General features: G+C 64.1%; 17 protein-coding genes and 1 pseudogene. 13 read left to right on the top strand and 5 right to left on the bottom strand.

Going from position 1 to position 19,326, the window contains the following annotated elements; translation table 11 throughout:
• The first annotated feature begins 16 nt into the window (after positions 1 to 16).
• The 5 genes from infB (at position 17) to pnp (ending at position 7,229) form a co-directional block, all read left to right on the top strand.
• Complete coding sequence (gene infB / locus BJ6T_RS03845; protein WP_014490966.1) at positions 17 to 2,725, top strand: translation initiation factor IF-2; 2,709 nt, start codon at positions 17 to 19, stop codon at positions 2,723 to 2,725.
• A 155-nt stretch (positions 2,726 to 2,880) separates the two neighbouring features.
• Positions 2,881 to 3,309: a 30S ribosome-binding factor RbfA gene (gene rbfA, locus BJ6T_RS03840; protein WP_014490965.1), complete on the top strand. Its 429-nt coding sequence runs from the start codon at positions 2,881 to 2,883 to the stop codon at positions 3,307 to 3,309.
• A complete protein-coding gene (gene truB / locus BJ6T_RS03835; RefSeq protein ID WP_014490964.1) occupies positions 3,309 to 4,427 on the top strand; it encodes a tRNA pseudouridine(55) synthase TruB in 1,119 nt (372 codons plus the stop codon). The genes rbfA and truB overlap by 1 nt, the downstream gene beginning before the upstream one ends.
• A gap of 2 nt (positions 4,428 to 4,429) precedes the next feature.
• Complete coding sequence (gene rpsO, locus BJ6T_RS03830) at positions 4,430 to 4,699, top strand: 30S ribosomal protein S15 (RefSeq protein ID WP_008131787.1); 270 nt, start codon at positions 4,430 to 4,432, stop codon at positions 4,697 to 4,699.
• Between the two features lie 376 nt (positions 4,700 to 5,075).
• Positions 5,076 to 7,229, top strand: coding sequence for a polyribonucleotide nucleotidyltransferase (gene pnp / locus BJ6T_RS03825; protein ID WP_014490963.1), 2,154 nt, complete (start codon positions 5,076 to 5,078; stop codon positions 7,227 to 7,229).
• Between the two features lie 77 nt (positions 7,230 to 7,306).
• On the opposite strand, the gene katG is transcribed toward pnp, so the two are convergent.
• Positions 7,307 to 9,472, bottom strand: a complete 2,166-nt coding sequence (gene katG, locus BJ6T_RS03820; protein ID WP_014490962.1) for a catalase/peroxidase HPI — start codon at positions 9,470 to 9,472, stop codon at positions 7,307 to 7,309.
• A gap of 112 nt (positions 9,473 to 9,584) precedes the next feature.
• Between katG and BJ6T_RS03815 the strand changes: the two genes are divergently transcribed.
• The 6 genes and pseudogenes from BJ6T_RS03815 to BJ6T_RS03790 all read left to right on the top strand — a co-directional run bounded on the left by BJ6T_RS03815 (position 9,585) and on the right by BJ6T_RS03790 (position 13,563).
• Positions 9,585 to 10,511, top strand: a complete 927-nt coding sequence (locus BJ6T_RS03815; protein ID WP_014490961.1) for a hydrogen peroxide-inducible genes activator — start codon at positions 9,585 to 9,587, stop codon at positions 10,509 to 10,511.
• A gap of 79 nt (positions 10,512 to 10,590) precedes the next feature.
• A pseudogene (locus BJ6T_RS03810) lies at positions 10,591 to 11,047 on the top strand (GNAT family N-acetyltransferase).
• A gap of 90 nt (positions 11,048 to 11,137) precedes the next feature.
• Complete coding sequence (locus BJ6T_RS03805) at positions 11,138 to 11,962, top strand: hypothetical protein (RefSeq protein WP_014490959.1); 825 nt, start codon at positions 11,138 to 11,140, stop codon at positions 11,960 to 11,962.
• A 35-nt stretch (positions 11,963 to 11,997) separates the two neighbouring features.
• On the top strand, positions 11,998 to 12,354 hold the full coding sequence (locus BJ6T_RS03800; protein WP_014490958.1) for a hypothetical protein: 357 nt from the start codon (positions 11,998 to 12,000) through the stop codon (positions 12,352 to 12,354).
• A 179-nt stretch (positions 12,355 to 12,533) separates the two neighbouring features.
• The gene (locus BJ6T_RS03795) at positions 12,534 to 12,800 is read left to right on the top strand and encodes a hypothetical protein (protein WP_014490957.1); all 267 of its coding nucleotides are present in this window, start codon (positions 12,534 to 12,536) and stop codon (positions 12,798 to 12,800) included.
• A 166-nt stretch (positions 12,801 to 12,966) separates the two neighbouring features.
• Positions 12,967 to 13,563: a glutathione S-transferase family protein gene (locus BJ6T_RS03790; protein WP_014490956.1), complete on the top strand. Its 597-nt coding sequence runs from the start codon at positions 12,967 to 12,969 to the stop codon at positions 13,561 to 13,563.
• Positions 13,564 to 13,723: 160 nt separating this feature from the next.
• On the opposite strand, the gene fabI is transcribed toward BJ6T_RS03790, so the two are convergent.
• From fabI to fabA, 3 genes are all read right to left on the bottom strand, one after another.
• On the bottom strand, positions 13,724 to 14,521 hold the full coding sequence (gene fabI / locus BJ6T_RS03785; RefSeq protein ID WP_014490955.1) for an enoyl-ACP reductase FabI: 798 nt from the start codon (positions 14,519 to 14,521) through the stop codon (positions 13,724 to 13,726).
• Between the two features lie 139 nt (positions 14,522 to 14,660).
• Positions 14,661 to 15,884, bottom strand: a complete 1,224-nt coding sequence (gene fabB, locus BJ6T_RS03780; protein WP_028155417.1) for a beta-ketoacyl-ACP synthase I — start codon at positions 15,882 to 15,884, stop codon at positions 14,661 to 14,663.
• Between the two features lie 39 nt (positions 15,885 to 15,923).
• Complete coding sequence (fabA, locus tag BJ6T_RS03775; protein WP_014490953.1) at positions 15,924 to 16,445, bottom strand: 3-hydroxyacyl-[acyl-carrier-protein] dehydratase FabA; 522 nt, start codon at positions 16,443 to 16,445, stop codon at positions 15,924 to 15,926.
• 363 nt (positions 16,446 to 16,808) lie between these two features.
• Here fabA and irrA point away from each other — a divergent pair, with 363 nt between their 5' ends.
• Positions 16,809 to 17,300 carry an iron response transcriptional regulator IrrA gene (gene irrA, locus BJ6T_RS03770; RefSeq protein WP_014490952.1) on the top strand — a complete coding sequence of 164 codons (492 nt, stop codon included), beginning with the start codon at positions 16,809 to 16,811 and terminating at the stop codon, positions 17,298 to 17,300.
• 178 nt (positions 17,301 to 17,478) lie between these two features.
• On the opposite strand, the gene BJ6T_RS03765 is transcribed toward irrA, so the two are convergent.
• On the bottom strand, positions 17,479 to 18,009 hold the full coding sequence (locus BJ6T_RS03765; protein WP_014490951.1) for an SH3 domain-containing protein: 531 nt from the start codon (positions 18,007 to 18,009) through the stop codon (positions 17,479 to 17,481).
• Positions 18,010 to 18,321: 312 nt separating this feature from the next.
• Here BJ6T_RS03765 and BJ6T_RS03760 point away from each other — a divergent pair, with 312 nt between their 5' ends.
• Positions 18,322 to 19,323 carry a 2-hydroxyacid dehydrogenase gene (locus tag BJ6T_RS03760; protein WP_014490950.1) on the top strand — a complete coding sequence of 334 codons (1,002 nt, stop codon included), beginning with the start codon at positions 18,322 to 18,324 and terminating at the stop codon, positions 19,321 to 19,323.
• Positions 19,324 to 19,326 lie beyond the last annotated feature (3 nt).

The following is a 19,326-nucleotide window of genomic DNA, read 5'->3' as shown; positions in this document are numbered from 1 at the left end:
ATTAGGACTACTCTGAATGGTTGATACCAAGACCCCTGACGACAAGAAGCTGAGCGTTCCGAGCAAGACGCTATCGCTCAAGCCGCGCGTCGAAACGGGCACTGTCCGCCAGAGCTTCAGCCATGGCCGCAGCAAGCAGGTCGTGGTCGAGAAGCGCGGCAAGCGCCGCGTCGACGGCAGCCCCGAGCCGCAGGCTCCCACGGTTGTTGCAAAGCCGGCGCCGGCCGCGTCCGCTCCCGCTCCCGCGCGCCCAGCACCGCCGCGCAACGCCGGCTCCGGCGTGGTGCTGCGCACGCTGACCGAGGACGAACGTTCCGCCCGCGCCAGCGCGCTGGCCGATGCCAAGGTGCGCGAAGTCGAAGAACGCCGCCATGCCGAGGAAGAGGCCCAGCGCCGCGCTGTCCGCGAAAGCGCGGAGCGCGCCGAGCGCGAGGCTGCCGAAGCCCGCCGCAAGGCCGAGGAAGAGCGCCACCGCCACGAAGAGGAAGCCAAGCGCAAGGCCGAAACCGAGGCCAAGAAGCGTTTTGGCGAAGGCGAGCAACCGCAATCCGCGGCACGCCCTGCAACGACGACGACGGCCGCACCTGCTCCTGCACCGCGGCCCGGAGCGCCCGCGGCGCGGCCCGGCACCACCACCACGGCCCGCCCGGGAACAACGACGGCGCGGCCCGGAACGACCACGCAGCGGCCGGGTGGCCCGGTGGGTCGCGCCCCCGCTGTCGCAGCCGGACCGGACGAGGACGAGGGTCCGCGCCAGATCCGCCGTGGTCCTGGCGGCGCTGCGCGTCCCGCGCCGCCCCCGAAGACCACCCACAAGCCCGGTCCGCAGAAGGAGCGCGGCCGCCTGACCGTCGTCACCGCATTCAATGCCGACGACGTGCGCGAGCGCTCGATTGCCTCCTTCCGCCGCCGGACCCAGCGCCTGAAGGGCCACGCCTCGAACGAGCCGAAGGAAAAGCTCATCCGCGAGGTGATCATTCCGGAAGCGATCACGATCCAGGAGCTCGCCAACCGCATGGCCGAGCGCGCGGTCGACGTCATCCGCATGCTGATGAAGCAGGGCGCGATGCACAAGATCACCGACGTGATCGACGCCGACACCGCGCAGCTGATCGCGGAAGAACTGGGTCACACCGTCAAGCGCGTTGCCGCGTCGGACGTCGAAGAGGGTCTGTTCGACCAGGTCGACGATTCCACCGACACCGAGACGCGTTCACCGGTGGTGACCGTGATGGGTCACGTCGACCACGGCAAGACCTCGCTGCTCGACGCGCTCCGCCATGCCAACGTCGTCTCCGGCGAGGCCGGCGGCATCACCCAGCATATCGGCGCCTATCAGGTGCTGTCGCCCGAAAGCGGCAAGAAGATCACCTTCATCGACACGCCCGGCCACGCCGCGTTCACCGCGATGCGCGCCCGCGGCGCCAAGGTGACCGACATCGTCGTGCTGGTGGTTGCGGCCGATGACGGCGTGATGCCGCAGACGATCGAAGCCATCAACCACGCCAAGGCGGCGCGGGTGCCGATCATCGTTGCCATCAACAAGATCGACAAGCCCGATGCGAAGCCCGAGCGCGTGCGCACCGAGCTGCTCCAGCACGAGGTGCAGGTCGAATCCTTCGGCGGCGAAGTCGTCGACGTCGAAGTGTCCGCCAAGAACAAGACCAATCTCGACAAGCTGCTCGAGATGATCGCGCTCCAGGCCGACATCCTCGACCTCAAGACCAATTCGGATCGCCCGGCCGAAGGCACCGTGATCGAAGCCAAGCTCGATCGCGGCCGTGGCCCGGTCGCGACCGTGCTGGTCCAGCGCGGCACGCTGCGTGTCGGCGACATCATCGTCGCCGGCGCCGAGATGGGCCGCGTCCGCGCGCTGATCTCGGATCAGGGCGAGACCGTGCAGGAGGCGGGTCCTTCGGTGCCGGTCGAGGTGCTCGGTTTCAACGGTCCGCCGGAGGCCGGCGATCGTCTCGCGGTGGTCGAGAACGAAGCCCGCGCCCGCCAGGTCACCAGCTACCGCGCGCACCAGAAGCGCGAGAACGCGGCTGCCTCGATCTCCGGCATGCGCGGCTCGCTCGAGCAGATGATGTCGCAATTGAAGACGGCGGGCCGCAAGGAATTCCCGCTGATCATCAAGGCCGACGTGCAGGGCTCGCTGGAAGCGATCCTCGGCTCGCTGGAGAAGCTCGGCACCGACGAAGTCGCTGCCCGCATCCTGCATGCCGGCGTCGGCGGCATCTCGGAATCGGACGTGACGCTCGCGGAAGGCTTCAACGCCGCGATCATCGGCTTCTCGGTTCGTGCCAACAAGGAGGCGGCTGCGGCCGCCAAGCGCAACGGCATCGAGATCCGCTACTACAACATCATCTACGACCTCGTGGACGACGTGAAGAAGGCGATGAGCGGCCTGCTCGCGCCGACCTTGCGCGAAACCATGCTGGGCAATGCCTCGATCCTGGAGATCTTCAACATCTCCAAGGTCGGCAAGGTCGCCGGCTGCCGCGTCACCGACGGTACCGTGGAACGCGGCGCCAATGTGCGCCTGATCCGCGACAACGTCGTCGTGCACGAAGGCAAGCTGTCGACGCTGAAGCGCTTCAAGGACGAAGTGAAGGAAGTCCAGTCCGGTCAGGAATGCGGCATGGCCTTCGAGAACTACCACGACATGCGTGCCGGTGACGTGATCGAGTGTTATCGCGTGGAGACGATCCAGCGCTCCCTGTAAGTCCAAATCTTACCGAAGCGCCCGGATCTTTTTGAGCTGAAATTGCGGGAGTGCGATGGCCGGATTTATTCCGGCCATCGCGCCGCATTCGTTTCAACAGGACAAATGACAATGCTCGTGTCCCAAACGCGGGCACGACGAGGTGATTTCCAACCATGCCCCGCCACCATCAGAAGAAAAGTTCCGCGCCGGGCGGCTCGCAACGCCAGTTGCGTGTCGGCGAGCAGGTTCGCCACGCGATGGCCGAGATTCTGGCGCAAGGCAATGTGCATGATGATGACCTCGAGGGTCACATCATCACCGTGCCGGAGGTGCGGATGTCGCCCGACCTGAAGCTCGCGACAGTCTATGTGATGCCGCTTGGTGGCCGCGATACCGAGGTCGTCATTGCTGCGCTCGAGCGCAACAAGAAATTCCTGCGCGGCGAGGTCGCGCATCGCGTTAACCTGAAATTTGCACCTGACCTTCGTTTCCGCGTCGACGAACGATTCGACGAAGCGGAACGGATCGAGAAGCTTTTGCGAACACCTGCGGTGCAGAAGGACCTGGAACAGGATCCGGATTCGGATCGGGAAGAAGAGTGATGACGATGGACCCGGCTCACGGCACGATCGGCGGCGAAGAGACCGATCAGCGCGACGTGCAGAAAAATAATTTTGCGGATCTCGGCGGCGATTCCCAGCCGCATCAGGAGCCGCGCCGCGTCAACAACGATCCCCGCGCCAACAAGCAGAAGGGCAACCAGCCGCGCCGCGACCGCCGCGACGTCCATGGCTGGGTCGTGCTCGACAAGCCGATCGGCATGACCTCGACGCAGGCGGTCGCCGTGCTCAAGCGCCTGTTCAACGCCAAGCGCGCGGGACACGCCGGCACGCTCGACCCGCTCGCCTCCGGCGGCCTGCCGATCGCGCTCGGCGAGGCCACCAAGACGGTTCCCTTCGTGATGGACGGCCGCAAGCGCTACCAGTTCACTGTGTGCTGGGGCGAGGAGCGCGACACCGATGATATCGAGGGCCGGGTCACCGCGACCTCCGACCAGCGCCCGACCCGGGAGGCCATCCTGGCCCTGCTGCCCCGCTTCACCGGGGTGATCGAGCAGATCCCGCCGCGCTATTCCGCGATCAAGGTCCAGGGCGAGCGCGCCTATGACCTCGCCCGCGACGGCGAGGTCGTGGAACTGGCCCCCCGTCCGGTCGAAATTCACCATTTAACCCTTGTGGATCAACCGGATAACGACCGGGCGGTGTTCGAGGCCGAGTGCGGCAAGGGCACCTATGTCCGGGCGCTGGCCCGCGATATGGGCCGGATTCTCGGCACTTACGGCCATATCTGCGCGCTGCGGCGGACCCTGGTCGGCCCATTTGGCGAGAACGACATGATTCCGCTGGATCAGTTGGAGGCTTTATGCGATAGAGCCGCGTCCGGCGAGGGCAGCCTCGCCGACGCGCTGATGCCCGTTGAGACCGCGCTGGACGACATCCCGGCACTGGCCGTCACTCGGGCTGATGCGGCAAGGCTCCATAGGGGCCAGGCCGTTTTATTGCGCGGACGGGATGCGCCCACTAGTAGCGGCACAGTCTATGTCACGGTGGCAGGCCGTCTATTGGCGCTTGCTGAAGTCGGCAACGGCGAAATCATCCCCAAGCGTGTGTTCAACCTGACCGGTCTGACTGCCAGCACCGGTCGCAACGAGAGAAATTGACGATGTCGATTGCCGCAGAACGCAAAGCGGAAGTCATCAAGACGAATGCCAACAAGGCCGGCGACACCGGCTCGCCGGAGGTTCAGGTCGCGATCCTGTCGGAACGCATCAACAACCTCACCAACCATTTCAAGACCCACGTGAAGGACAACCATTCGCGTCGCGGCCTCTTGAAGCTGGTTTCGACCCGCCGCTCGCTGCTCGACTACCTCAAGAAGAGGGACGAGGCGCGTTACAAGGCGCTGCTCGAGAAGCACAACATTCGTCGTTAAGTGTTCCCGCGCGCGCCACTGGCGCGCGTTTTCGTGCGCGGTTTCGAGCGAAAGCGTTTGTTTAAAGGTTTTTGATCGAGGCTGCGTGCACGTCGGGTGCGAGCCGTTGACGGCGAGCATCCGGGGCACGATGGGCGAGGACCGCAATCCGGTGTTCGCGTTCGTGCCGACTGACAGTCCAGCAGCAATCCGGCGGCTGGGCACAACGGGCAAGGCGCCCGTATGACCCGAAAGGATGGACGCCATCCGAAATCCGAAAACCATGGCAGGATCGCAGGACGCTGATCGCCCGCTTCGATCAACGTCCCGCAATCTTGCGCATGGTTTTTGTTTTTCGGGCCGTCCTTCTTTCGAGAACCCATGAAAGAAGACCTCTATGTTCAATAAGCATTCAGTCGAGATCGACTGGGGTGGACGCCCTCTCAAGCTTGAAACCGGCAAGATCGCGCGTCAGGCCGACGGCGCCGTCGTCGCCACCTATGGCGAGACCGTGGTGCTCGCCACCGTCGTCGCGGCGAAGGCGCCGCGCGAAGGCGTCGACTTCCTGCCGCTGACGGTCGACTACCAGGAGAAGACCTACGCAGCCGGCCGCATTCCCGGCGGCTATTTCAAGCGCGAGGGTCGTCCGACCGAGAAGGAGACGCTGGTCTCCCGCCTGATCGACCGTCCGATCCGTCCGCTGTTCGTCGACGGCTGGCGCAACGAGACCCAGGTGATCGTCACCGTGCTGTCGCACGACATGGAGAATGATCCCGATATCGTGGCGCTGGTGGCCTCATCGGCCGCGCTGACCCTGTCCGGCGCGCCCTTCAAGGGCCCGATCGGCGCAGCGCGCGTCGGCTTCGCCAATGACGAGTTCATCCTCAACCCGACGCTCGACGAGATGGTCGACACCCAGCTCGACCTCGTCGTCGCCGGCACGGCCGACGCCGTGCTGATGGTGGAATCGGAAGCCAAGGAGCTCAACGAGGACATCATGCTCGGCGCCGTGATGTTCGGTCACCGCCACTTCCAGCCGGTGATCAACGCCATCATCGAGCTCGCCGAGAAGGCCGCCAAGGAGCCGCGCGAAGTCACGGTGATCGACAATTCGGCGCTCGAGAAGGAAATGCTCGGCCTCGTCGAGCAGGAGCTGCGCGCCGCCTACGCCATTCCGGTCAAGCAGGATCGCTACGCCGCGGTCGGCAAGGTCAAGGAAAAGGTGATCGCCCATTACTTCCCCGAAGGGCAGGAGCCGAAATACGACAAGCTGCGCGTCTCGGGCGTGTTCAAGGAGCTGGAAGCCAAGATCGTTCGCTGGAACATTCTCGACACCGGCAAGCGCATCGACGGCCGCGATAGCAAGACTGTGCGCAACATTATCGCCGAAGTCGGCGTGCTGCCCCGCGCCCACGGCTCGGCGCTGTTCACCCGCGGCGAGACCCAGGCGCTGGTCGTGACCACGCTCGGCACCGGAGAGGACGAGCAGTATATCGACGCGCTGTCCGGAACGTACAAAGAGACGTTCCTGCTGCACTACAACTTCCCTCCCTACTCGGTCGGTGAGACCGGTCGCCTCGGCGGCACCAAGCGCCGCGAGATCGGCCACGGCAAGCTGGCCTGGCGCGCGATCCACCCGGTGCTGCCGCCGCATCACGAGTTCCCCTACACCACGCGCGTGGTGTCGGAGATCACCGAGTCGAACGGTTCGTCCTCGATGGCTTCGGTCTGCGGCGCTTCGCTCGCGCTGATGGATGCGGGCGTGCCGTTGAAGCGGCCGACCGCGGGTATCGCGATGGGCCTGATCCTCGAAGACAAGCGCTTCGCGGTGCTCTCGGACATCCTCGGTGACGAGGATCATCTCGGCGACATGGACTTCAAGGTGGCCGGCACGGAAGCGGGCATCACCTCGCTCCAGATGGACATCAAGATCGAGGGCATCACCGAGGAGATCATGAAGGTCGCGCTCGGTCAGGCCAAGGAAGGTCGTATCCACATCCTCGGCGAAATGGCCAAGGCGCTCACCAACGCCCGCGCCGAGCTCGGCGAATACGCGCCGCGCATCGAGACCTTCAAGATCGCCACCGACAAGATCCGCGAAGTGATCGGCACCGGCGGCAAGGTGATCCGCGAGATCGTCGAGAAGACCGGCGCCAAGGTCAACATCGAGGACGACGGCACCGTGAAGGTCGCCTCCAGCGACGGCGAGGCGATGAAGGCCGCGATCAAGTGGATCAAGTCGATCGCGTCCGATCCGGAAGTCGGCCAGATCTATGACGGCACCGTCGTCAAGGTGATGGAGTTCGGCGCCTTCGTGAACTTCTTCGGCTCCAAGGACGGCCTCGTCCACATCAGCCAGCTCGCTTCGGCGCGCGTGCAGAAGACCTCCGACGTCGTCAAGGAAGGCGACAAGGTCAAGGTCAAGCTGCTCGGCTTCGACGACCGCGGCAAGACCCGGCTGTCGATGAAGGTGGTCGACCAGGCCACCGGCGAAGACCTCGAGGGCAAGGGCGAGGGCGAGAAGGCCCCGCGCGAAGCCGCCGGCGAGTAATCGCTTCGCACATCAGCAACACGAAGGGCGGCCTCGCGGCCGCCCTTTTTGTTTGTCGCTTGCTTGAAGCTCAGGGATCAAGCCGCGATGTCGTACCGATCGAGGTTCATCACCTTGGTCCAGGCCTTGGCGAAGTCCTGCACGAACTGCTGCTTGGCGTCCGACGAGGCATAGACCTCGGCGAAGGCACGGAGCTGCGAGTGCGCACCGAAGATCAGATCGGCACGCGTGCCGGTCCACTTCACCGCGTTGGTCTTGCGGTCGCGGGCCTCGTAGGTGCCGTCAGCCACCGGCGTCCACTGCGCGCTCATGTCGAGCAGGTTGACGAAGAAGTCGTTGCTCAGCGTGCCTACCTTCGCGGTGAGGACGCCGTGCTTCGAACCGTTCGCATTGACGCCGAGCACACGCAGGCCGCCGACCAGCACGGTCAGCTCGGGTCCGCTCAGCTTCAGCAGCTGCGCGCGATCGACGAGGGCTTCCTCCTGCTGCAGGAACTGATGCTTCTTGCCGACATAGTTGCGGAAGCCATCGGCCCGCGGCTCCAGCGGGGCGAAGGAGTCCGCGTCGGTCTGCTCCTGCGAGGCATCCATGCGGCCCGGCGTGAAGCCAACCTTCACGTCGACGCCGGCATCCTTCGCAGCCTTCTCGACCGCGGTAGAACCGCCGAGGACGATGAGGTCGGCAAGCGAGACCTTCTTCGCACCGGCCGATGCGTTGAAGTCCTTCTGGATTGCTTCGAGCTTGCCGAGAACCTTGGAGAGCTGAGCCGGCTGGTTCACCTCCCAATCCTTCTGCGGCGCAAGACGGATACGCGCGCCGTTGGCGCCGCCACGCTTGTCCGAGCCGCGGAACGTCGAAGCCGACGCCCATGCGGTCGAGACCAGCTCGGAGACCGAAAGGCCGGAAGCCAGGATCTTGGTCTTCAGCGCGGCGATGTCCTGGTCGCCGACCAGCTCGTGGTTCACCTTCGGAATCGGATCCTGCCAGATCAGCGTTTCCTTCGGCACCAGCGGGCCGAGATAGCGCTGGATCGGACCCATGTCGCGGTGGGTGAGCTTGAACCAGGCACGGGCAAACGCGTCCGCGAACTGATCCGGGTTCTCCAGGAAGCGACGCGAGATCTTCTCGTAGGCCGGATCGAGGCGCAGGGAGAGGTCGGTCGTCAGCATCGTCGGCCGATGCTTCTTCGACTTGTCGAAGGCATCCGGAATGATCGCCTCGGCGCCCTTGGCCGTCCACTGATTCGCGCCGCCCGGGCTCTTCGTCAGCTCCCATTCGTACTTGAACAGGTTCTCGAAGAAGTTGTTGCTCCATTTCGTCGGCGTCGTCGTCCAGGTCACCTCGAGACCGCTGGTGATGGAATCACCCGCCAGGCCCGAAGCGTGCTTGCTCTTCCAGCCGAGGCCCTGGTCCTCGAGCGCACCCGCTTCCGGCTCCGGACCGACCAGCGACGGATCGCCTGCGCCGTGGGTCTTGCCGAAGGTGTGGCCGCCGGCGATCAGCGCGACGGTTTCCTCGTCGTTCATCGCCATACGGGCGAACGTCTCGCGGATGTCCTTGGCCGCGGCGACCGGGTCCGGCTTGCCGTTCGGGCCTTCCGGATTGACGTAGATCAGGCCCATCTGCACCGCACCGAGCGGCTCGGCGAGCTGGCGTTCGCCGCTGTAGCGCTCGTCGCCCAGCCAGGTGCCTTCGGGACCCCAATAGAGCTCTTCCGGCTCCCACACGTCGGCGCGGCCACCGGCGAAACCGAAAGTCTTGAAGCCCATCGATTCCAGCGCGACGTTGCCGGCGAGCACCATCAGATCGGCCCAGGAGATCTTGCGACCGTATTTTTGCTTGATCGGCCAGAGCAGACGGCGTGCCTTGTCGAGATTGGCATTGTCGGGCCAGCTGTTGAGCGGCGCAAAACGCTGCTGACCGGCGCCGGCGCCACCGCGGCCGTCCGTGGTGCGATAGGTGCCGGCGCTGTGCCAGGCCATGCGGATCATGAGGCCGCCATAGTGGCCGAAATCGGCGGGCCACCATTCCTGCGAGTCCGTCATCAGAGCCGTCAGGTCCTTGATGACGGCATTCAGGTCGAGCGACTTGAACTCCTTGGCATAGTCGAACTCCTTGCCCATGGGGTCGGACAGGGTTGAATTCTTGTGCAGCATCTCGATGCTGAGCTGGGTCGGCCACCAGTCGCGGTTCACGCGCGTGGGTTTTCCGCCCGAAAACGGGCACTTCGAAGTGTCATCCATGAATACCTCCTCTGGTGGCGTCGAACTCGCCCTTGACCAGGTAGAATTACTCTAGGCTTCGCATTCGATCAGGGGAAGTTGACTTTAATGATCGCTGCGATAGGATTTTCTGATGGTCAACGTGACGATGCGCCAGCTCAGATATTTCGACGCGCTGGCGCGTCACGGCCATTTCGGCCGCGCGGCGGAGGCAAGCTCGATCTCCCAGCCGGCCCTGTCGATGCAGATCAAGGAACTGGAGGAGGCGCTCGGCGGCCTGCTGCTGGAGCGCAGCGCCCGGCAGGTGGCGCTGACCCGGTTCGGCGAGGAGCTCGCGCCGCGCGTCCGCGACATCCTGCGCTCGGTCGATGAGCTCGGCGATTTCGCGCGCGCCTCGCAGGACCGCTTTGCGGGCCGGCTGCGGATCGGCATGATCCCGACGATCGCGCCCTATCTGCTGCCCAAGATCACCAAGAATCTGACGCGCATGCATCCGGAGCTCGACATCCGCGTGCGCGAGACGATGACGCCGCGGCTGATCCAGGAACTGGTGGAAGGCCGGCTCGACACGGCCATCGTCGCACTGCCGGTGTCCGAGCCTTCGCTCACCGAGGTCGCGCTGTTCGACGAAAAATTCCTGCTGGTGCGACCGGGCTCCGACGAAGGCACACCGGTGCCATCGCGCGAGATGATGCGCGAGATGCGGCTGCTGCTGCTCGAAGAGGGGCACTGCTTCCGCGATCAGGCGCTGTCGTTCTGCAACATGCAATCGGCGCCGCCGCGCGAGATGCTGGATGCGAATTCGCTGTCGACGCTGGTCCAGATGGTCAGCGCCGGAATCGGCGTCACCTTGATCCCGGAAATGGCGGTGTCGGTGGAGACGCGATCGGCCTCGGTCTCGCTGTCGCGCTTCCGCGATCCCGAGCCCTCGCGCACCATCGGCATGGTCTGGCGCAAGACCAGCCCGCTGGCGCGGCAGCTGCTGCAGATCTCCGAGGTGGTGTGCCTGTCGGCCGGTAAGGCGCGCCCGCGGCAGGCCACGCGCGGCCAACGTGGCTAGGCGGGAATTTTCCTGAATAGCCGCGATCATTCAAGCGGGCCCCCGCGCGCAAGGCGGGCAGATCGAACCGAGAGCACCGATGCCTGATCCGATCATCCGCACCGCCCGCCCTGACGAATATGACGAGATCGGCCGCGTCTGGATGGAAAGCTGGGTCTCGACCGGCCTCGCCGAGGCGAGTGAGTTCCTGCTGGCAAACCTGCGCGCACGCATCAGGCGTGAGATCGAGAACGGCTGGTGCCTGTTCGTCGCCGACGACAATGGCACGATCGCCGCCATGCTGGCGCTGCATCTGCCAAAACTCTATCTCGACATGCTGTTCGTCGGGCCCGCCTACCAGGGCCAATCGCTCGGACGGCAATTGCTCGCCTTCACGCGCACGCAAATGCCGGATGAAATGTATCTGCGCTGCGTCCGCGAAAACGAAAAGGCCTGGCGCTGGTACGAGCGCTGTGTTCGAGAAGGAAGAGATCGAGCCGTCGAATGGGTTCGTGATGAAGTATTATCGGTGGAAGCGGCCGCGGCTCACCGGATAGACAGCGATCCCGGGCTGCAGCTTGCGGTTGTCACGATCCCACCCTAGTGTGGCGTATCCGATGACCTCCCGCCTCTGATCCTTGGAATCCATGCTTCGATTTGCTGCCCCGGTGCTCATCCTGCTGTTCTTCCTGACTTCGGCAGCGGCGCAAACCCCTCCCGCAACCACCGCTCCCGCCGCTCAGACCGCGCCACAAGCAAAGCCAACAGCCAAGAAAGTGACGGCGAAGCCGAAGCCTGCGGAGTCGGCGACTGCCGGTCCGTGTGGCGTCGGCGTGATTGCGGGGACGGGGGACATCTTCGTCGTCCAGAAGATCGGTCTGACCGTGTTCGGCAACGACTATGCCGAAGTCCCGGTATCCTGGGGCCTCGACGACCTCGTCTTTGCGCGGGCGCGGGCCGCGGCAGGCAACACGCCGGTGCGACGGATCACTTACGCCAAGGGCGCACTCGATTCCTACTACCACCCCAAATCCGGCCTGTTCCGCAATCAGCGCGATGAGCTGTCGAACCTGATCCGGCAGGTCGCAGGCAATGCCGGTTGCGAGCGCTATCTCGTCGTCATGCGCAGCGAAGGACAGCTTGACGGTACCAATCAGTCGCTCAGCGGCGTCGGCATCTTCAGCCGGGGTGTCGGTCTCATCTCATATGCATATGTCTTCTCCTATATCGGCGTGACGTGGGTCGACGGCCGCACCTTCGAAATCATGAAAGGCCCCGCCGTAACGTTCGAAGGTGTCATGAAGCGTATGGCGGACAACTTCGTTTCGAACGAGCTTTTGCAGAAGGTGGACAAGTCCATGTTTCCGGAGACGGCCGCGGACTCCGCCAACAACATCGCCCTGCGCGACATCACGCGCGACTTCCTGACCAAACGGCTGGACAAGATATTGCCGCCGTATTTCGCGCAGTGACGATGCTGAAAGGAAGCCAAGCTCGGAAGAAAGCGATGATCAGGGCGATGCAGGCCTTCGCAATGATCGTCGCGGCTCATCTGCTCTCGGCGTCGGGAGTCGGGGCCCAGGCTGCGTCAAAGACGAGCACGGCCAAGTCATCGAACGCGTCCTCAACGACGCCAGCAGAGAGCGGCCCATGTCAGATCGGCGTCATCCCGATCGCCGGCGACCTCTTCATGATCAATAAGTACGGTCCCCTGAAGTTCCTGGACAAGTACTCGCGGACCGCCGTGACCGCATGGGCACTCGACGACCTCGTCGTGTCCCGCGTTCGCGCGGCTGCGCCCGGCAGCTCCGTGCGCAGAGTCACCTACACAAGGGAGGAGCTGAAATCACAAGGGAGGAGCTGAAATCCGGCGGCCAGCGGGAGCAGAATCCGTTCTTCTACCGCGCCGAAAGAGACATCGCGGACTTCGTTCGGTTTCTCGCACCAAGACTCCGTTGCGAACGTTATGTCGTCGTCCACCGGCACGGCGGAACGCATCGCGAATACGGCATTGGGATCTCGCAGTACCCTTACGACAGATCCGTGCATCTCTACGCGATCATGTACATCCGTGTTTACGACGGCGGGTCTTTTGCGTTGATCCAGGAAGCGCAGGCCTTGATGACTGACGACACCTACGTCGACCGCTTGCTGCGCAATCCGCTTGGTGGACTGACACGCGAGCTGGATCAGGCGATGTTTCCGGAGAAGCCCGCGGATGTTGTCAACAATCAGGTATTGCGCGACGGCGTGCGTGCCATGCTGACGGCAAGTCTCGACAAGACATTGCCGCCCTTGCTCCGGCACTAGGACAGCCTGCGCGCTGATTGAGAACACCACCGTCAACCGGTCGCGTTGACCAACATGTCGTTCGCGCAGCTGACCCCTTGCCTAGGCGTAGTGCGTTGCGAATGCACGGCAAACGCGCCATGAATTGCGCGCTATTTGCCTTCACGCCCACGGAGGGTTCCCCGCCATGATCAAGCTCTATTGGTCGCCACGCTCGCGCTCGTTCACGACGCTCTGGCTGATGGAAGAGAGCGGCCTGCCCTATGAGCGCGTGCTGACCGACATCTCGACCGGTGCGCAGAAAGCGCCGGATTATTTGAAGGTTAATCCGATGGGCAAGGTGCCGGCGCTCAGCGACGGCGATGCCGCGCTCGGCGAAGCCGCTGCGATCTGCGCCTATATCGCCGACCGCTATCCCGAAGCGAAGCTCGCGCCCGCGGTAACCGATCCGCGTCGTGCGCGCTATCTGCAATGGCTGTTCTTTTCGCCGGGCTGCATCGAGCCTGCCATCATCCAGATCTTCACCAAGATCGAGATCCCGACCTCGACGGCGGCCTGGGGCAGCGCCACGCAGGTGTTCGACGTGCTGGAAGCTGCGCTCGCGAAGGGACCGTGGATTCTCGGCGAGGAATTTTCGGCCGCCGACGTCACGGTCGGCTCCGGCCTGAACTTCGCGGTCCGCCTGTTCAAGATGGTGCCGTCACGCCCGGCCTTCGATGCCTATCTCGCGCGCTGCATGGCGCGGCCGGCGTTCCAGCGGGCGGAGCAGATCGCGGCGGGGTGAGAACTCACTCCCTGTCATCGTCCGCCTTGTGCGCTCTTGCGCACTGGGGCGGATGATCCAGTATTCCAGAGACGTCTGTGCTTGAACCGAGAAGCTGCGGCGTACTGGATGCCCCGGTCAAGCCGGGGCACGACGACCTACTCCTATGGCCCAGCTCTCCTCATTCCGGCTTCAAATCGTCCGGCCTCGGCATCAGGATGACGTTGTAGCCGGAATCGACATAGTGGATCTCGCCGGTCACGCCGCCGGAGAGATCCGACAACAGATACAGCGCCGAGCCGCCGAGCTCGTCGAGCGTGACGCCGCGGCGGAGCGGCGAATGCTTTTGCATGAAGCCGAACATCGCACGCGCCTCGCCGATGCCCGAGCCGGCGAGCGTACGGATGGGGCCTGCGGAGATGGCGTTGACGCGGATACCGCGCGGTCCGAAATCGGAGGCGAGGTAGCGCACGGAGGCCTCCAGCGCCGCCTTGGCCACACCCATCACGTTGTAGTTCGGCATCGCGCGCTCCGAGGCGCCGAAGGTCAGCGTGATCATGCTGCCGCCCTCCGTCATCAGCTCGGCGGCGCGTTTTGCGACCTCCGTGAACGAGAAGCAGGAGATCACCATGGTGCGCGAAAAGTTCTCGCGGCTGGTGTCGGCGTAGCGGCCCTTGAGCTCGTTCTTGTCGGCAAAGCCGATCGCGTGGATGACGAAATCGAGCTTGCCCCATTTCTCGCGGAGTGCAGCGAAGGTGGCATCAACGCTGGCGATGTCCTCGACGTCGCAAGGCAGCACCAATTCCACGCCGAGCTGCTCTGCCAATGGCTTGACGCGCTTGCCCAGCGCCTCGCCCTGGAAGGTGAAGGCAAGCTCGGCACCGTGGGCATGCAGCGCCTTCGCCATGCCCCAGGCGATCGAATGATCATTGGCGATGCCCATGATCAGACCGCGCTTGCCTTTCATCAGTCCTTCCATCTCGCAATTACTCTCCGCTCTCCGTCATGCCCAAGGCTTGTCCCGGGCATCCACGTTCCCCCGCAACTGGTAGCAAAGACGTGGATGGCCGGGACGAGCCCGGCCATGACGAAAAACTACCAGTGCGTCCGCAATGACGTCACACGTCCAGCCGGCTGAATACCAGCGTGGCGTTGGTGCCTCCGAAGCCGAAGGAGTTCGACAGCACGGTGCCGATCTTGACGTTGTCGATGCGCTTGCGCACGATCGGCATGTCGGCGAACACGGGATCGAGCTCCTGGATGTGCGCGCTCTCGCAGATGAAGCCGTTGTTCATCATCAACAGCGAGTAGATCGCCTCCTGCACGCCGGTTGCGCCCAGCGAGTGACCGGTCAGCGCCTTGGTCGCCGAGATCGGCGGGCACTTCTCGCCGGCACCGAACACGCGACGCAGCGCGTCGATCTCCGGCGGATCGCCGGCGGGCGTCGAGGTCGCGTGCGGATTGATGTAGTCGACCTTGGTCTTCACCGTCGACATCGCCATGCGCATGCAGCGCTCGGCGCCTTCACCGGAGGGCGCGACCATGTCGTAACCGTCCGAGGTCGCGCCGTAGCCGACGATCTCGCCGTAAATGCGCGCGCCGCGCGCCTTGGCATGTTCGAGCTCTTCCAGCACCAGCACGCCGGCGCCGCCGGCGATCACGAAACCGTCCCGGTTGACGTCATAGGGACGCGAGGCGGTGGCGGGCGTGTCGTTGTATTTCGAGGACATCGCGCCCATGGCGTCGAACAGCACCGAGAGCGACCAGTCCAGCTCCTCGCAGCCGCCGGCGAAGATGACGTCCTGCTTGCCGATCTGGATCGTCTCATAGGCGTTGCCGACGCAGTGGTTCGAGGTCGCGCAGGCTGAGGAGATCGAATAGTTCACGCCCTTGATCTTGAACCAGGTCGCAAGCGTCGCGGAGGCCGTGGACGACATCGCCTTCGGCACGGCAAACGGTCCGACGCGCTTCGGTCCCTTGGTGCGGGTGATGTCGGCGGATTCGACGATGGTGCGGGCGGAGGGGCCGCCGGAACCCATGATGATGCCGGTACGGATGTTGGACACTTCGTCAGGCGACAGACCGGAATCCTGGATCGCCTGCTCCATCGCGATGTGATTCCAGCCGGCGCCCTGGCCGAGGAAGCGCATCGCACGCCGGTCGACGACCGTCGCAGGATCAATCGTCGGTGCACCTTGCACCTGCGAACGGAAGCCGAGCTCGGCATATTTCTCAGCCCGCGAAATGCCCGACTTCGCCTCGTGGAGGCTCGCAAGCACTTCCTGGGTGTTGTTTCCGATCGACGAGACGATACCCATCCCGGTGACCACAACCCGCCTCATGACAGCCTCGCCTTAATCGTTGTCTTCGTAGTGATGCGCTCAGCCCAGGTTCGTGCCCTGCTTGAACAGGCCGACCTTCAGATCCTTCGCGCGATAAATAATCTGGTCATCGACCGAAAGCCATCCGTCGGCGATGCCGAGCACCAGCTTTGAGCGCATCACACGCTTGATGTCGATGTTGTACACAACCTTGCGAGCCTCGGGCAGCACCTGACCGCTGAACTTCAGCTCGTTCAGGCCAAGCGCGCGGCCGCGCCCCTCTCCACCGCTCCAGCCCAGAAAGAAGCCGACCATCTGCCACAGCGCATCGAGACCGAGGCAGCCGGGCATAACGGAATCGTTCTTGAAGTGGCAGCCGAAGAACCAGAGGTCGGGCTTCACGTCGAGCTCCGCCCGCACCATTCCCTTGCCGAACTCCCCGCCATTGTCGTTGATTTCCGTGATGCGGTCGAACATGAGCATCGGTGGGAGCGGCAGCTGGGCATTGCCCGGACCGAACATCTCGCCGCGAGCACATGCCAGCAAATCTTCATATTCGTAGCCGTTGCGCCTGTTCAGCATGCGGAAGCCTCTGTTCAAATCCCGATTGAGCGGCGTTTCTGGCGAAAATGGGCCCCGTTTCGTTCGGAAAGCCGCGCCAATTCCCGTCGTCAGGCGCGACTGCCACGAGCCAGGATGGACTGCGGGCCGGGCCTCAATGCCCGGCTGCGCCATAATCGGCCAAGCGGAACCGCGGGCTCTCTAACACAGGCATTTCGGGTGGCAAAGCGATCTCATGAAGGTAAAGTGACCACCCGCTCGCCCGGTTCCACTTCTCATTAGAACCTCTCTAGTTGCGAGAAACTTGCATCTGCATCTATCTGTCCATATTCTGTCCATATATTGCATGTAGATTCAGTGTCCACGCGTGCCCGAAATCTGGAAATGAGCGAGAATACCGCGCCCCATCACGACGACGACGTCCATTCCGCCGCTCTCCTGTCCGGCCGCCAGCCGGCCTTGACCGGGTGCCCGTGGCATGACGTCAACGAAATGCTCCAGTCCGCGGGGCTTCGTCCGACGCGCCAGCGCATGGCGCTCGGCTGGCTCCTGTTCGGCAAGGGTGCTCGCCACCTCACGGCTGAAATGCTCTATGAGGAGGCGACGCTGGCCAAGGTGCCGGTATCGCTCGCGACCGTCTACAACACGTTGAACCAGCTGACCGATGCCGGCCTGCTGCGCCAGGTCAGCGTCGACGGCACCAAGACCTATTTCGACACCAACGTCACCACCCACCACCATTATTACCTCGAGAACAGCCACGAGCTGGTCGATATCGAGGATCCGCATCTGGCGCTGTCCAAGATGCCGGAGGTGCCCGAGGGTTACGAGATCGCGCGCATCGACATGGTCGTGCGCCTGCGCAAGAAGCGCTGAGATCGATCCAAAGCTGCTGAATTTGTCGTCATGGCCGGGCTTGTCCCGGCCATCGTCGTTTTTGCGCTGTCATTCCGGAATGGTCCGAAGGAACAGACCTCAGATGCGCAATTGCGCATCGGGGAATCTCGAGATCCCGGGTCTGGCGCTTTGCGCCAACCCGGGATGACCCTTCGGGTCAGTTGACCTGCTCGTCCGAATAGACGCCCCAGAGGCGCTCCTGCTGGATCCAGCCGTCAAACCCGTTGCCGGTGACGCGACACCAGTTTGCAGTGCACTTCTTGACCTGCGTGACGACGCCGGCCTGGAGTTTGGCCGCAACCGCGCTGTCGAGATCGGCGCGGTCGTAGATCGGGGCGAGGTCGTCCTTGTGTTTCATGGTGACGACCGCGGTGCGGCGGCCCGACAGCAGCGAATGATAGACCCAGCCCTCGGCGCCCTCGGAATCGCGCACCCGGCGCCAGTTCTCGAACTCGGCGGTGATTTCGACCGGCAGGCCGGCGCGGGTGTAGACCCAGGCGACGTCATTGTCCTTGGTCGGACCGGCGCGGACGTTCACATGATCCGATTTGAGGCTGACATAACGCGGCACCGGCAGGCCGCTCGCGGTCTGGGGGGTGCTGTCCTTCGCCGAATGGGAGGGGCTGACCGAGGCGCTCAACCAGGTGCAAACGAGCGCCATTACCGAACAAAAACGCCCCAACGCCATCAACCCGTCTCCTGTCGAGGGCCCGCCACGCCGGGGCCCTCACCCCAAATTCAGAACCTGCCGCGCAAGCCCGTCTCCCGTGTTCCCGAAGCCTTAACCCGTGGTTCTTGTCTTGGCCCGGCCTTCTGCTAGAGAGGACGGACACTTGAACAACCAGTTTGCCCCGATTTTCCGGTCGGAAATGTCGGGAGAGCTTGAAGGAAGCGCCGGGGACGACACGGCAAAGGCAGTGTCGAACAACCGGGTTAATGAGGCCTCAACGGCCGGCCTTTGGTGACAGAGGCGGCTTGCGGCGCCTCATGAGGGCATGACATGTCGGTGAAGAAAAAGCCCCTCGTGGTGGTGACGCGCAAGCTGCCGGACTCGATCGAGACCCGGATGCGCGAGCTGTTCGACGCGCGGATCAATCTCGAGGACACACCGATGTCGGCCGAGCAGATCGCCGAGGCCGCGCGCACCGCCGACGTGCTCGTTCCGACCGTCACCGACCACATCACCGCCGACATCGTTAACCAGCCCGACTGCAAGCTCCGCCTGATCGCCAATTTCGGCAACGGCGTCGACAATATCGATGTCGAGGCCGCGCATGCCCGCGGCATCACCGTCACCAACACGCCAAAGGTTCTGACCGAAGACACCGCCGACATGACCATGGCGCTGATCCTGGCCGTGCCGCGCCGGATGATCGAAGGCGCCTCGATCCTGACCGAAGGAAAACCGTGGCCCGGCTGGTCGCCGACCTGGATGCTCGGCCACCGTATCGGGGGAAAGCGTCTCGGCATCATCGGCATGGGCCGCATCGGCCAGGCGGTCGCGCGCCGCGCCCGCGCCTTCGGCCTCCAGATCCACTACCACAATCGCCGTCCCGTCGCGCCGAAGATCGCCGAGGAGTTAGGGGCGACCTATTGGGAAAGCCTCGACCAGATGCTGGCGCGGATGGACATCATCTCGGTGAACTGCCCGCACACGCCGGCGACCTATCACCTGCTCTCGGCGCGACGGCTGAAGCTGATCCGCAAGGATGCCTACATCGTCAACACCGCGCGCGGCGAGGTGACCGACGAGGACACGCTGATCAAGCTGATCGAAGGCGGCGAGATCGGTGGCGCCGGCCTCGACGTCTACGAGCACGAGCCCGCGGTCAATCCAAAGCTGGTGCGGCTCGCCAAGGCCGGCAAGGTGGCGCTGCTGCCGCATATGGGCTCGGCCACGATCGAGGGCCGCGTCGAGATGGGCGAGAAGGTGATCATCAACATCCGCACCTTCCTCGACGCGCACAAGCCGCCGGACCGCGTGCTGCCGAGCATGCTCTGAGGT

It is taken from the genome of Bradyrhizobium japonicum USDA 6, from assembly GCF_000284375.1.
Taxonomy (GTDB): domain Bacteria; phylum Pseudomonadota; class Alphaproteobacteria; order Rhizobiales; family Xanthobacteraceae; genus Bradyrhizobium; species Bradyrhizobium japonicum.
The sequence above is the reverse complement of the archived record's forward strand: the minus strand, read 5'-3'. Positions and strand labels throughout refer to the sequence as shown.